This window comes from Citrobacter sp. Cf136 (assembly GCF_030333815.1).
GTDB lineage: Bacteria > Pseudomonadota > Gammaproteobacteria > Enterobacterales > Enterobacteriaceae > Citrobacter > Citrobacter freundii.
This window is the reverse complement of the sequence record NZ_JAOWFE010000029.1, coordinates 231,114-244,466: the sequence shown is the minus strand read 5'-3', so window position 1 is coordinate 244,466 and position 13,353 is coordinate 231,114. Positions and strand designations below refer to the sequence as shown.

14 protein-coding genes are annotated in these 13,353 nt (G+C 53.3%); 5 read left to right on the top strand and 9 right to left on the bottom strand.

The window, feature by feature from the left end:
• Positions 1–7 precede the first annotated feature (7 nt).
• Positions 8–988: a type IV pilus twitching motility protein PilT gene (locus tag OGV98_RS01720; protein ID WP_200011500.1), complete on the top strand. Its 981-nt coding sequence runs from the start codon at positions 8–10 to the stop codon at positions 986–988.
• Here the strand turns inward: OGV98_RS01720 and ruvX are convergent.
• The 8 genes from ruvX to metK form a co-directional block, all read right to left on the bottom strand.
• Positions 985–1,401, bottom strand: a complete 417-nt coding sequence (gene ruvX / locus OGV98_RS01715; protein WP_006686843.1) for a Holliday junction resolvase RuvX — start codon at positions 1,399–1,401, stop codon at positions 985–987. The genes OGV98_RS01720 and ruvX overlap by 4 nt on opposite strands.
• Positions 1,401–1,964, bottom strand: coding sequence for a YqgE/AlgH family protein (locus tag OGV98_RS01710; protein ID WP_003027086.1), 564 nt, complete (start codon positions 1,962–1,964; stop codon positions 1,401–1,403). The genes ruvX and OGV98_RS01710 overlap by 1 nt, the downstream gene beginning before the upstream one ends.
• Before the next feature lie 175 nt (positions 1,965–2,139).
• Positions 2,140–3,087, bottom strand: coding sequence for a glutathione synthase (gene gshB, locus OGV98_RS01705; protein WP_003027083.1), 948 nt, complete (start codon positions 3,085–3,087; stop codon positions 2,140–2,142).
• 19 nt (positions 3,088–3,106) lie between these two features.
• The gene (rsmE, locus tag OGV98_RS01700; RefSeq protein ID WP_003027080.1) at positions 3,107–3,838 is read right to left on the bottom strand and encodes a 16S rRNA (uracil(1498)-N(3))-methyltransferase; all 732 of its coding nucleotides are present in this window, start codon (positions 3,836–3,838) and stop codon (positions 3,107–3,109) included.
• A gap of 74 nt (positions 3,839–3,912) precedes the next feature.
• Positions 3,913–4,620 carry a deoxyribonuclease I gene (endA, locus tag OGV98_RS01695; RefSeq protein WP_174328941.1) on the bottom strand — a complete coding sequence of 236 codons (708 nt, stop codon included), beginning with the start codon at positions 4,618–4,620 and terminating at the stop codon, positions 3,913–3,915.
• Between the two features lie 94 nt (positions 4,621–4,714).
• Positions 4,715–5,212, bottom strand: coding sequence for a SprT family zinc-dependent metalloprotease (locus OGV98_RS01690; RefSeq protein ID WP_202581003.1), 498 nt, complete (start codon positions 5,210–5,212; stop codon positions 4,715–4,717).
• A 77-nt stretch (positions 5,213–5,289) separates the two neighbouring features.
• Entirely contained in the window at positions 5,290–6,684 is a 1,395-nt protein-coding gene (gene galP, locus OGV98_RS01685; RefSeq protein ID WP_003027074.1) for a galactose/proton symporter, read from the bottom strand.
• A gap of 399 nt (positions 6,685–7,083) precedes the next feature.
• Complete coding sequence (gene metK / locus OGV98_RS01680) at positions 7,084–8,238, bottom strand: methionine adenosyltransferase (RefSeq protein ID WP_003027071.1); 1,155 nt, start codon at positions 8,236–8,238, stop codon at positions 7,084–7,086.
• Between the two features lie 418 nt (positions 8,239–8,656).
• Between metK and yqgG the strand changes: the two genes are divergently transcribed.
• The 4 genes from yqgG (at position 8,657) to speB (ending at position 12,160) form a co-directional block, all read left to right on the top strand.
• Positions 8,657–8,794, top strand: coding sequence for a small protein YqgG (gene yqgG / locus OGV98_RS01675; protein WP_269147429.1), 138 nt, complete (start codon positions 8,657–8,659; stop codon positions 8,792–8,794).
• A gap of 91 nt (positions 8,795–8,885) precedes the next feature.
• The gene (yqgB, locus tag OGV98_RS01670; RefSeq protein ID WP_003027062.1) at positions 8,886–9,017 is read left to right on the top strand and encodes an acid stress response protein YqgB; all 132 of its coding nucleotides are present in this window, start codon (positions 8,886–8,888) and stop codon (positions 9,015–9,017) included.
• A gap of 8 nt (positions 9,018–9,025) precedes the next feature.
• Entirely contained in the window at positions 9,026–11,002 is a 1,977-nt protein-coding gene (gene speA / locus OGV98_RS01665) for a biosynthetic arginine decarboxylase (RefSeq protein WP_049001594.1), read from the top strand.
• Positions 11,003–11,239: 237 nt separating this feature from the next.
• The gene (gene speB, locus OGV98_RS01660) at positions 11,240–12,160 is read left to right on the top strand and encodes an agmatinase (RefSeq protein ID WP_003027056.1); all 921 of its coding nucleotides are present in this window, start codon (positions 11,240–11,242) and stop codon (positions 12,158–12,160) included.
• Between the two features lie 196 nt (positions 12,161–12,356).
• On the opposite strand, the gene loiP is transcribed toward speB, so the two are convergent.
• Positions 12,357–13,115, bottom strand: coding sequence for a metalloprotease LoiP (gene loiP / locus OGV98_RS01655; protein WP_003027053.1), 759 nt, complete (start codon positions 13,113–13,115; stop codon positions 12,357–12,359).
• Between the last annotated feature and the right edge of the window lie 238 nt (positions 13,116–13,353).

The following is a 13,353-nucleotide window of genomic DNA, read 5'->3' as shown; positions in this document are numbered from 1 at the left end:
TGTTCATATGAATATGGAAGAAATAGTGGCCCTTAGTGTAAAGCATAACGTGTCGGATCTACACCTGTGCAATGCATGGCCCGCGCGTTGGCGCAGGCGTGGAAAAGTCGAAAGCGCACCGTTTACCACGCCTGACGTAGAGAATCTGCTGATGTGCTGGCTCAGTGAGCAACAACAGGTACAGTTGCAGGAGCAAGGGCAGATTGATTTTGCCGTTACCCTGACGGACTCCCGGCGGCTGCGCGCCAGCGCATTTGTCCATCAGCAGGGAACCTCGCTGGCGCTAAGACTGCTACCGCTGGATTGTCCTCATTTAGACGATCTTCAGCCTCCCGCGGTCATACCTGAACTGCTTCACAGTGAAAATGGGTTGATTCTGGTGACAGGCGCTACCGGCAGCGGTAAATCTACGACCCTGGCGGCGATGGTGGAGTATCTTAATCAGCATATTGAGGGGCACATTCTGACGCTGGAAGATCCTATTGAATATCGCTACACCAGCCGACGTTGTCTGATTCAACAGCGGGAGGTGGGCGCACACTGCGCCTCTTTCGCCACCGGTTTGCGCGGTGTGCTACGCGAAGATCCCGACGTTATTTTGCTGGGCGAGCTGCGCGACGTGGAAACCATTCGGCTGGCATTAACGGCGGCGGAAACCGGACATCTGGTGCTGGCAACGTTACATACGCGAGGTGCGGCGCAGGCCATCGCGCGGCTGGTGGATTCCTTTGCAGCAACAGAGAAAGATCCTGTGCGTAACCAACTGGCAGACAGCCTGCGGGCGGTTCTTTCGCAAAAACTGGAGGAGGATAAGCAGGGGGGACGCGTGGCGCTATTCGAACTACTCGTCAACACGCCCGCCGTGGGCAATTTGATCCGCGAAGGGAAAACGCATCAGCTACCCGGCGTGATTCAAACCGGGCAGCAGACAGGTATGCAGACATTTGCACAAAGTTTGCAGCAGCGACAGGCGCAGGGGCGGCTTTAATAGCCCTGCTCGAAATAGCTTTCCAGGATAATAACGGCAGAAGCGGAGTCCACTTTGCCTTTATTCAACGCCCGGTAACCGCCTTGCTCAAACAGGCCTGAGCGGGCTTCGACGGTGCTCAAACGTTCATCGTGCAGCGTTACGGTTACGCCAAAGCGACCATGAATGCGATTAGCGAATTTACGTGCGCGTGCGGTAAGGGGCTGCTCGGTGCCATCCATGTTGAGCGGCAGGCCGACAATGATTTCATCCGGTTGCCACTCTTTCAGCAGGCGTTCAATCAAATTCCAGTCTGGCGTACCGTCCTGTGCTTTGATGGCGGGCAATGGCCTGGCCGTACCGGTAATGCGCTGACCCACGGCGACGCCGATACTTTTCGTACCAAAATCAAAAGAGAGTAATGTTCCGCTCATCATGCGTGTCCCGCCACGCCGGGCATGGTCTGAATATCTATCCCGATAAGCTTCGCCGCATCGCGCCAGCGGTCGGCAATCGGTGTTTTGAATAAGATGTTGAGATCGGCAGGGGCCGTAAGCCAGGCGTTATCCAGTAACTCTTGTTCCAGTTGGCCCTTTTCCCATGATGAATAACCCAGCGCAACCAGCACTTCGGACGGTTGTTCCTGCGTACCCAGGGTTTCTAATACATCGCGGGAGGTTGTGATGATGGTGTTATCAGAAATGCGAATACTGGACGCAAAGCGCGACGGTGGGGTATGAAGTATAAATCCACGGTCTTCTGCCAGCGGGCCGCCGAGCATCACGGGCTTATCCAGACGAATGGCCGGATCGCGTTCTTCTGGAGTAATCTTCAGCTTTTCCAGAATCCCTTCAATTTGTAAGTTTTCCAGAGGCTTATTGACGATAATCCCCATTGCTCCGTTCTCATTATGTTCGCAGATATACACCACGGAACGGCGGAAAATTGGATCCTGGAGAGCAGGCATGGCAATTAGAAAGTGATGCTGTAAATTCATTGTCAGAGGTTCTGTTTCCTGGTTCAAAAAAGCAACAGCGCCCAGTATGTGGGCAAAGTGCGAAGATGTCACCCTCTGAAAATAGCTTGCCGGATGTCGGCTTTGCCTAATCCGGCCTACGGGGTGCAATTGTAGGCCGGATTAGACGCGAAATCGTCGCCATCCGGCAACGTATTTACTTCTGCAGACGGGCCTCAATGGCATCCATCAGCATACCGGTAATCGAAACCGGGAACTCCGCTTCAATTTCACGAATACAGGTTGGGCTGGTGACGTTAATTTCCGTCAGACGATCGCCAATGATATCCAGACCGACAAAAATCAAACCTTTCGCTTTCAGCGTTGGCCCAATGCGACGGGCAATTTCCCAGTCACTGTCGGTTAATGGACGCGGCTCGCCACGACCACCTGCGGCCAGGTTGCCACGGGTTTCGCCGCCCTGCGGAATACGCGCCAGGCAGTAAGGAACGGGTTCGCCATCGACCACCAGCACGCGTTTATCGCCGTCTTTAATGGCTGGCAGATAGTTCTGCGCCATGCAGTAGCGGGTACCGTGCTCGGTCAGCGTTTCCGCAATAACGCCGAGGTTCGGATCGCCTTCCTTCACGCGGAAAATAGAGGCCCCGCCCATGCCGTCCAGCGGTTTGAGAATGATGTCGCTGTGTTTTTGCCAGAAGGCTTTCAGCTGCGCTTTATTACGCGTGACCAGAGTTTCCGGCGTCAGATCGGCAAACCATGCGGTGAACAACTTTTCGTTGCAGTCGCGCAGGCTCTGCGGTTTGTTGACGATCAGCGTTCCTTTCTCTTCTGCACGTTCCAGAATATAGGTCGCGTAGATGAACTCGGTATCAAACGGCGGATCCTTACGCATCAGAATAACGTCCAGGTCTGCCAGCGGGAGATCCTGTTCGCTCTTAAATTCATACCATTTGTCGTAGTTCTGCTCTACGCTCAGGGTACGCGTATGGGCGCGGGCTTCACCGTTGATCAGATAAAGATCGGCCATCTCCATATAATGAATTTCGTAACCGCGGCGTTGCGCTTCCAGCAGCATTGCGAAGCTGGAATCTTTCTTGATGTTGATGCTTGCGATGGGATCCATCACGATGCCGAGCTTGATCATGTTCTTCTCCGTTTATGCCTTAGCCCAGATCGCCAAAACGCACCTGAAGCGCGGTAATGGCGGTGAGCGCAGTTGTCTCAGTACGCAGAACGCGAGGTCCTAACAGAATATCAGTAAACTGATACCGTGCGGTCATGGCAATTTCATCTGCCGACAACCCACCTTCCGGGCCAATCAGCAATCGGATGCGCTCCACCGGGAGCGGCAGCGTGTTAATGCTGGCGCTGGCGCGAGGATGCAGATTGAGCTTCAGTCCTTCGTCCTGTTCTGCGCACCATGCTTCCAGATCCATTGCCGGGCGAATTTCAGGCACCCGATTACGACCGCACTGTTCGCAGGCGGCAATAGCTATTTTCTGCCACTGCTGGAGCTTCTTGTTCAGGCGTTCATTGTCCAGTTTAACGCCGCAACGCTCAGAAAAAAGTGGCGTAATGAGGCTTACACCCAGTTCAATCGATTTCTGGATAGTAAATTCCATTTTTTCACCGCGCGACATTACCTGGCCCAGGTGGATATGCAACGGTGATTCCCGATCGTCGAGTTCAGCGTTAAGCACTTTCACTTCCACGCTTTTCTTACTGGCATGGGTAATTTCGGCGTCGAATACTTGATTGCTGCCATCAAACAGCTGTAGCGGCTGGCCTGGCCCCATACGTAGTACACGGCCGATATGGTTGGCAGCATCTTCACACAGTGAAATTTGGCTACCGGAAGCGAGTGGCTCTGGGTGATAAATGCGAGGAATGCGCATAGTTAAACATCCGCGTCATGGCCCTGGGCTGCAACAGGCCAGGGCATGGTTAAAAATATTGCCGCTAGTGTAGGTTAGCTCTTTTGCGCCTGGCAAGCGCGTTGCACATAGGGGTTATGATTCCCCTGTACCTTCGCGATGCGTTCGTCGCGCTCACACTCCCAGTCGGTGACCGGATACTGCTTATTCCAGGCATTAAAAAGCTGGGTTTGCTGGCGAGAGAGCGTCAGGTTGTATTGGTCGCGCATATAAAAATAGGTACGCGCGATGGCGCCACGGGCGCGGGCAGGCGGCTCGGCAACTTTCTCTTTGAAATCAACCTTCATCGCGCACTGTCCATACTGGCCTTCGCCACCGTTCCACTGGCTGTACATGAAGTTAGCGCGATCGCCATTCACTTCACCTACCGCAGGCTGCAGGTTATGCATATCGCTTTCCATTTTGCGATAGACCGGATCTTTAGCGCAGTTTTTACGCCCTCCGTCCTGCCAGCACTGCCGCTGATGACCAAACTGCCAGGCGGGGACAACGTGCTCCCATTCAATTCGACTGGCGCGGTTTTCGTTTTTTCGCACTTTATAGCCGCAGGATTCGAGGTCCACGACCCCTTTTTTGCCTTGCCAGTTAATTTTACAACCGCAGTAGAAATCGCCTGGCGCATCGGCGTCAACTTTGACGCCCGCCGCTTTTGCCTGAGAAAAACTGTTGATGCCTTCGGCTAAAGCCGGGCCTGAAAATGCTGCGGCTAACAGGGCCGCAGCAAAGGAAAAATTACGGTACATCACGAACTCCGTGTTAAAACGAGCCCGCAACGTAGCGAAAGTCATTCCTGTATGCAATCAGTTAGATCAGAAAAGTTCCTGATAATTCTGAAGATTATTCTGCAATCAGTGGTTCGCCGCAGTGAACGCAGCGGTAGGTGGCTTCGCCGCGTATCACGCGGTTATGGCGGCGTACGGTCAATTGGTGTTCCTGACACTTGCAGCGGTAAGTAAAGGTCTTACGCTGCACGGATTGCAGTTCGAACTGATGCGTGCGTCGGGCTGGCACGCCCAGCACGCTTTCCATCATCCATTTCCACTCTTTGCCGTGCGGCGGCACGCGGCCAAAGTATTTCCACACCAGTAAATGCGCCAGTTCATGGGGCACCACTTCGTTAACGAACGCGTCAACGTTCTCAATCAGCAGGACGGGATTAAGGCGAATTTCATAGGTTTGTAGCCACGCGGTACCCGCGGCGGTTCCGCGCTGTTGGTAAACCAGCGTTGGCTCCGGGTAATTGCGTTCGAGCTTGAGGTTGGCCTGAGCGAGCTTTTCCCGCAGGCTGCGCATAACGGCTTGCTGGATGGCGATAGGGAGACGGGAGGTTTTCATAGCGCCAGAGGATAGTGCGACAGGGAAGGGACTGCAAGAGGAAGGCTTCCTCCCGCGGGGGAGGAAGCTTTTCGTGATTAGTCGTGTGCGCCAATTTCGCGCAGTTTACGACCTTTCATCAGGTTACGTTCAATGTGTTCCAGAGAGACATTTTTAGTTTCAGGTATCAGCCACAGGGTCAGGAAGATGAACAGGACGTTCAAACCACCGTAGACCCAGAAAGTATTGGCGCTGCCCAGCGAGTTCAGCATCGTCAGGAAGGTTGCACCGACGATCATATTGGCAATCCAGTTGGTTGCGGTAGAGCAGGTGATACCGAAATCGCGGCCTTTCAGCGGTTGGATTTCAGAGCACAGAACCCAAATCAGCGGACCGGCGCTCATGGCAAAGCCAACGATAAACATCAGCAGCATCAGTACAGCGAAGTATTGCGCGGCCGCCGAGTGAATACCCACGTGCATCATCGTACCCAGCACGCCCATACCGACGGCCATGACGATAAAGCCGAGGATCAGCGTAGGCTTGCGGCCCCAACGGTCAACCAGGCCAATGGCGATAAAGGTTGCCAGCACGTTGGTCAGACCGACGATAACAGTCCCCCACATCTGCTCGGTGGTGTTGGTGTAGCCCGCCAGCTCAAAGATTTTCGGTGCGTAATACATAATGACGTTCATCCCGGTGAACTGCTGCATCACCTGTAACAGGACGCCAAGGAATACCGCGCGGCGGAAGTTGCTGTTTTCTTTAAACAGCGCCCAGCCGCTCTGCTTCACCTGCAGACTTTCACGAATTTCATCCAGCTCGCGTTTGGCTTCTGCGCTGGTATCACGCAAACGCAACAGAACACGTTCAGCATCGACGAAACGACGTTTAGCAGCAAACCAGCGTGGGCTGTCCGGCAGGAAGATAACGCCAACCAGCAGCAGCAGGGCAGGGATGATGATCACGCCCAGCATCCAGCGCCATGCGCCGCTGTAGCTAAACGCCGTATCGGAAAGATACGCACCCAAAATACCGATGGTGATCATCAACTGATACATAGAGATCATGCTGCCACGAATTTTTTCCGGGGCAATTTCAGACAGGTAAAGCGGCGCGGTATAAGACGCAACGCCTACCGCAAGGCCGAGCAGCACGCGGGAAACCAACAGCACTTCAACGTTTGGTGCCGCGGCGGAGAACAGTGAACCGGCAACAAACAGGATTGCGCCGATCATCAAACTCTTTTTACGCCCCAGTTTGAAGGAGAGCCAACCGCTGCCGACTGCACCCACGGCAGCACCAAACATCATCGAACTCACCACCCATTCCTGAGTGTGGGGGGTAATTTGGAACTCATCGGTGATGAAGGGTAAAGCACCGGCAATAACACCGATATCCAGGCCAAAAAGTAATCCAGCCAGGGCTGCAAGAAAGCAGACAAAAAATGTCATGGCTTTGTTGGAACGCCCCGTTTTTTTATTGTCAGGCATGATGCCCTCCGGTTGGGTAGCTAGTTTTGTTGATGTTAAGGGTAGGTGAGTACGGGGTAAAAAAATGAGAATCACATCACATTAGTGTAATCGGTTACACTGGCATTCACATGGATTATCAGTTATTTCATTGAAAAATAACGCTATTCATTTAGCGTGAATAAAGTTAATTGTCTGAATTTAAGATAATGCTGAAATATAATGTAACACTGATGCAATCATAGGGGCGAAGAGAAGTTAATTCAGTTTGGGTTGAGGTACTGTGATATGTAATCGCTTTCATTTGTTGTTTACAACAAGGGAGGTTAGCGTAGCTTTGGCTATGGGGTACGGAAGAGAAAAGGACATAAAAAAGACCAGCGCGAGGCTGGTCTTCATAAGCGTTGAACCGTGAGGGAATTACTTCAGACCGGCAGCTTCACGCAGCAGAGCGGCTTTGTCGGTTTTTTCCCATGGGAAATGTTCGCGACCAAAGTGACCGTAAGCAGCGGTTTCTTTGTAAATCGGGTGCAGCAGATCCAGCATCTGAATCAGGCCATACGGGCGCAGGTCGAAGAACTCGCGCACCAGCAGGGTCAGTTGCTCAGAAGGCACTTTTTCAGTACCGAACGTTTCCACCATGATAGAGGTCGGTTCAGCCACGCCGATTGCGTAGGAAACCTGAATCTCACAACGGTCAGCCAGACCAGCGGCAACAATGTTTTTCGCGACGTAACGGGCTGCATAGGCTGCGGAACGGTCAACTTTAGACGGATCCTTACCAGAGAATGCACCGCCGCCGTGACGCGCCATGCCGCCGTAGGTATCAACGATGATTTTACGACCTGTCAGTCCACAGTCGCCCATTGGACCGCCGATTACGAAACGACCGGTTGGGTTGATGAAGAACTTGGTCGAAGCAGTCAGCCATTCAGTCGGCAGTACCGGCTTGATGATCTCTTCCATAACGGCTTCTTGCAGCGATTTCTGATCGATGTCTTCAGAGTGCTGAGTCGACAGAACAACCGCATCAATACCGACGATTTTGCCGTCGTCATACTGGAAGGTAACCTGGCTTTTTGCATCCGGACGCAGCCAGGATAAGGTGCCGTTTTTACGCACTTCAGCCTGACGCTGCACCAGACGGTGAGCATAGGTAATTGGAGCTGGCATCAGCACGTCGGTTTCGTTGGTTGCATAACCAAACATCAGACCCTGGTCGCCTGCACCCTGTTCCAGCGGATCGGCGCGGTCAACACCCTGGTTGATGTCCGGAGACTGTTTACCAATCGCGCTCAGTACCGCACAAGAGTTGGCGTCAAAGCCCATGTCGGAATGCACATAGCCAATTTCGCGAACCGTATTACGGGTGATCTCTTCGATATCAACCCATGCGCTGGTGGTGATCTCACCGCCAACTAAAACCATACCGGTTTTGACGTAGGTTTCGCAGGCAACGCGTGCTTTCGGATCCTGCTCGAGGATTGCGTCCAGTACGGCGTCAGAGATTTGGTCAGCGATTTTGTCAGGATGCCCTTCTGATACGGACTCGGACGTAAAAAGGTGTTTTGCCATATTTAATTTCACCTAAGGAGAATTTGGTTAGCTCAAACTGTCGAGTGGAATAGCCATGTGTAGAAGATTCTACCATGAGTCTGCAGATGACGGACACTGGCAGTCTGAGTGTTAATCGGTATAGATGGATTAACATCTGGACGGCTATTTTAGGACAGTTCTTCGCCTGATTTCCAGCTTTTTTTGATTGAGGTCGCATTGTACTGAAAATGTAACTGGAAATTTTTCCTGACGGTGCTGGCAATGCGCGCATTTATCTTTTGCTTTTTGACTTCCTTATGGGTATAAAACGCGGCGCGCGGCTCATACAAAAGCACACGACGTTTTCATCGTGTTGCCACTTCCAGCCGGGTTAAGACTTTAGCTTTGGCTTGTGGGTTCGTTCCGTCAGGAGCAACCGTGGAGGTGATACGAGATAATGAACCGTTGTATTCTGCTGAATCTGTCGCACCGTTCTGGTGTACATATGTTCCCCGCAATCTGCATCTTGCATACCTGCCGATGTTATACCCATCTCGGCGCTTCTCAGGACTCCAGGGCCGGTAACGGTCACTAAGAACTGAACAAGGGCGCTCTTGGTAAACAAGAGTTTTCTCGTGGTTTCGCCGAACCGTCAGCATTAAGTTCGGTTACGTGTTTACATTGATATGAAAAAGAAACCGGTCGCACAGTCGGAGCGTCAGCACTATCTGCTGCAAATTCTGCCTGTATTTGGGTTGTTATCGCGTCTTCGGATTGCGATAGTAGTCAACTGTTTTACACTTGTTAATAAAATTTGAGGTTCGCTATGTCTGACGACATTTCTTTGGGTTCGCCTTCGTCAGCAGGCGAACACGGTGTACTACGCTCCATGCAGGAGGTTGCAATGAGTTCCCAGGAAGCCAGCAAGATGCTGCGTACTTACAATATTGCCTGGTGGGGTAATAACTACTACGACGTCAATGAACTGGGCCACATCAGCGTGTGCCCGGATCCGGACGTACCCGAAGCGCGCGTTGACCTTGCTGAGTTGGTGAAAGCCCGTGAAGCGCAGGGCCAGCGTCTGCCTGCATTGTTCTGCTTCCCGCAGATCCTGCAACATCGTTTGCGTTCGATTAACGCCGCGTTTAAACGCGCCCGTGAATCCTACGGCTACAACGGTGACTATTTCCTCGTTTACCCGATCAAGGTCAACCAGCATCGTCGCGTGATTGAATCGCTGATCCACTCCGGCGAACCTCTGGGGCTGGAAGCTGGTTCCAAAGCTGAATTGATGGCCGTTCTGGCCCATGCCGGAATGACCCGTAGCGTGATCGTGTGTAACGGTTATAAAGACCGCGAATATATCCGTCTGGCACTGATTGGCGAGAAGATGGGCCATAAGGTCTATCTGGTCATCGAAAAGATGTCTGAAATCGCTATCGTGCTGGATGAAGCTGAACGCCTGAATGTCGTTCCGCGTCTGGGCGTGCGTGCGCGTCTGGCGTCGCAGGGCTCTGGCAAGTGGCAGTCCTCCGGCGGTGAGAAATCAAAATTCGGCCTGGCGGCAAACCAGGTGCTGCAACTGGTAGAAATTCTGCGCGAGCGTGGTCGTCTGGACAGCATCCAGTTGCTGCACTTCCATCTCGGCTCCCAAATGGCGAACATTCGTGATATCGCCACCGGCGTACGTGAATCGGCGCGTTTCTACGTTGAGCTGCACAAGCTTGGCGTCAATATCCAGTGCTTCGACGTGGGCGGTGGTCTGGGCGTGGATTACGAAGGTACCCGTTCGCAGTCTGACTGTTCCGTAAACTACGGTTTGAACGAATACGCCAACAACATCATCTGGGCTATTGGCGACGCCTGTGAAGAACACGGTCTGCCGCATCCGACGGTAATCACCGAGTCTGGCCGTGCGGTTACCGCGCACCATACCGTGCTGGTATCTAACATCATTGGCGTTGAGCGTAGCGAAATCACCGAAGCGACGCCTCCGGCAGACAACGCGCCACGTTCCCTGCAAAGCATGTGGGAAACCTGGCAAGAGATGCATGAACCGGGAACCCGTCGTTCGCTGCGTGAATGGCTGCACGACAGCCAGATGGATCTGCACGATATTCACGTTGGGTACTCTTCAGGCACCTTTAGCCTGCAGGAGCGTGCGTGGGCAGAGCAGCTGTATCTGAACATGTGCCATGAAGTGCAGAAACAACTCGACCCGAGCAACCGTGCGCACCGTCCGATTATCGACGAGCTGCAGGAACGTATGGCGGATAAGATTTACGTCAACTTCTCGCTGTTCCAGTCGATGCCGGATGCGTGGGGGATCGATCAGCTGTTCCCGGTAATGCCGCTGGAAGGGTTGAATCAGGTGCCTGAACGCCGTGCGGTGCTGTTGGATATCACCTGTGACTCTGATGGCGCTATCGACCACTACGTTGACGGTGATGGCATTGCGACCACCATGCCGATGCCGGAATACGACCCTGAGAACCCGCCGATGCTGGGCTTCTTTATGGTGGGTGCGTACCAGGAGATCCTCGGCAACATGCACAACTTGTTTGGTGATACCGAAGCGGTTGACGTGTTCGTCTTCCCTGACGGCAGCGTAGAAGTTGAGCTGTCCGACGAAGGGGATACCGTGGCGGATATGCTGCAATACGTGCAGCTGGATCCGAACACCCTGCTGACGCAGTTCCGTGACCAGGTGAAAAACACCGATCTGGACGCTGAGCTGCAACAGCAGTTCCTCGAAGAGTTTGAAGCCGGTCTGTACGGTTATACTTATCTGGAAGATGAGTAACGATAAATGCCAGGTGGCGCTGCGCTTACCGTTCCTACGAAAGTAGGCCGGATAAGGCGAAGCCGCCATCCGGCAGTCGGAATCCGCGGGGGCAGCATTTGTGGCACTCACTTGAATCCGTACAAAATAACGGCGATAATTTGCCGTAAATATGCAGTTACCAAATCAATCCCTTCCTCGTCGGGCTTAACGACGCGGAGGGGATTTTTTTTCATCGATTTTTAAAGAGGTCAGTACATGAGCACCTTAGGTCATCAATACGACAACTCCCTGGTTTCTAACGCCTTTGGTTTTTTACGTCTGCCGATGAACTTCATGCCGTACGACAGCGACGCCGACTGGGTGATCACCGGTGTACCGTTTGATATGGCAACGTCTGGTCGTGCGGGCGGGCGTCATGGTCCGGCGGCAATCCGTCAGGTTTCCACCAACCTGGCCTGGGAGCACAACCGCTTCCCGTGGAACTTCGATATGCGCGAGCGCCTGAACGTGGTGGACTGCGGCGATCTGGTTTATGCGTTCGGGGATGCGCGTGAAATGAGTGAAAAACTGCAGGCGCATGCTGAGAAGCTGCTGTCTGCCGGTAAGCGCATGCTCTCCTTTGGCGGCGACCACTTCGTCACGCTGCCGCTGCTGCGCGCGCATGCCAAGCACTTTGGTAAAATGGCGCTGGTGCACTTTGATGCCCACACCGACACCTACGCTAACGGCTGCGAATTCGACCACGGCACCATGTTCTACACTGCGCCGAACGAAGGTCTGATCGATCCGAATCACTCTGTGCAGATCGGTATTCGTACCGAGTTCGACAAAGACAACGGCTTTACCGTGCTGGATGCGTGCCAGGTTAACGACCGCAGCGTTGATGACATTATCGCTCAGGTTAAGCAGATTGTCGGTGATATGCCGGTATACCTGACTTTTGATATCGACTGTCTGGACCCGGCGTTTGCACCAGGAACCGGTACGCCAGTGATCGGCGGTCTGACTTCCGATCGTGCTATTAAACTGGTACGTGGTCTGAAAGATCTGAACATCGTCGGGATGGATGTTGTTGAAGTGGCTCCGGCCTACGATCAGTCAGAGATCACCGCACTGGCGGCGGCAACGTTAGCGTTGGAGATGCTCTATATCCAGGCGGCGAAAAAAGGCGAGTAACGGTTTCGGGCTATTTTACTCGCCATTTTGAACCCGGGCAGTGCTCGCCATCCTCACGTACTACGTGTACGCTCCGGTGGCTGTGCGCTGTCCGGTCTCAAACTGGCTTCGCCAATAACGCCCGATCGCTGGACTAAATTTGTAATTCTGTAGGCCGGATAAGGCGTTCACGCCGCCATCCGGCACTGTTCGAAGATTATTTGATCCCGTCTGCGCTCATGCGATCGCGAATATGTTGCGCACGTTCTGCGGATGCCGGATGATCGTCAAACATTGAGCTTTGACGTCCTGCTTCCAGTTTTGCCAGTTTCTCAAAACTGGTGGCTAAGCCAGCCGGGTTGATCCCACGTTTGCGCAACAGATCATACGAGTAATCATCCGCCTCGGATTCCTGACGCTGGGAGAACTGCGAGTTCACCAGTTTCTCGCCAAGATCGCCCAATTGCGATTGCGACAGGCTGCCGACAATCCCGCCAGCGGAAGCCGCAGCTGCCCGCACGGCGTTCGTACCCAGCGCAACCTGCATCCCTTTTTTCACGTGACCCAGCGCAACGTGACCCATTTCGTGGCCGATCACCGCTTCGACTTCGTTGTCGGTCATCATATCCATCAGGCCGCTGTATACGCGGATACAGCCGTTCGCCATGGCAAAGGCATTTACATCTTTCGCCATATAGACTTTGTAGTTCACCGGCTGGCCGTTAATGTTATCGCCAAGCGCGGCGGCGATTTTGCCAAGACGCGTTGCATACTCGCTGCCAGCCGGGGCGATGGTAGCTTTGCTGTCCATATCCTTACAGGCCTGATCGCTCAGCGCTTTTACCTGCGCATCGCTCAGACTGTAGGCCTGAAAAGCCTCTGCGCCTGAGGAAAGCAGTCCGTTTGAGTCCATGTTCTGGCAGCCGGTCAATGCCGCCGCCATGCTCGTAGCAAGCAGTAAAGCGCGAATTTTCATTTTTTCTCTTCCGCACAAAGTCAGGATTATTCTAAAAAATGCGTCGTTTGCAGGTGAACCGACGCTCGGCATAAGTATAAAGAAAAGAACAATAAGCGGGCGAGAAGATTGCGCAACTTGCGCGCATGATCCAGAGATTTCTGAAGCGGTAAAAGGATGCTCCATGTACATGACACGCGGCTTGGGTTACATTGTTGGCACTTTTTTCCGGCGTAGCCCAAAACGCGCTGTCGTCAAG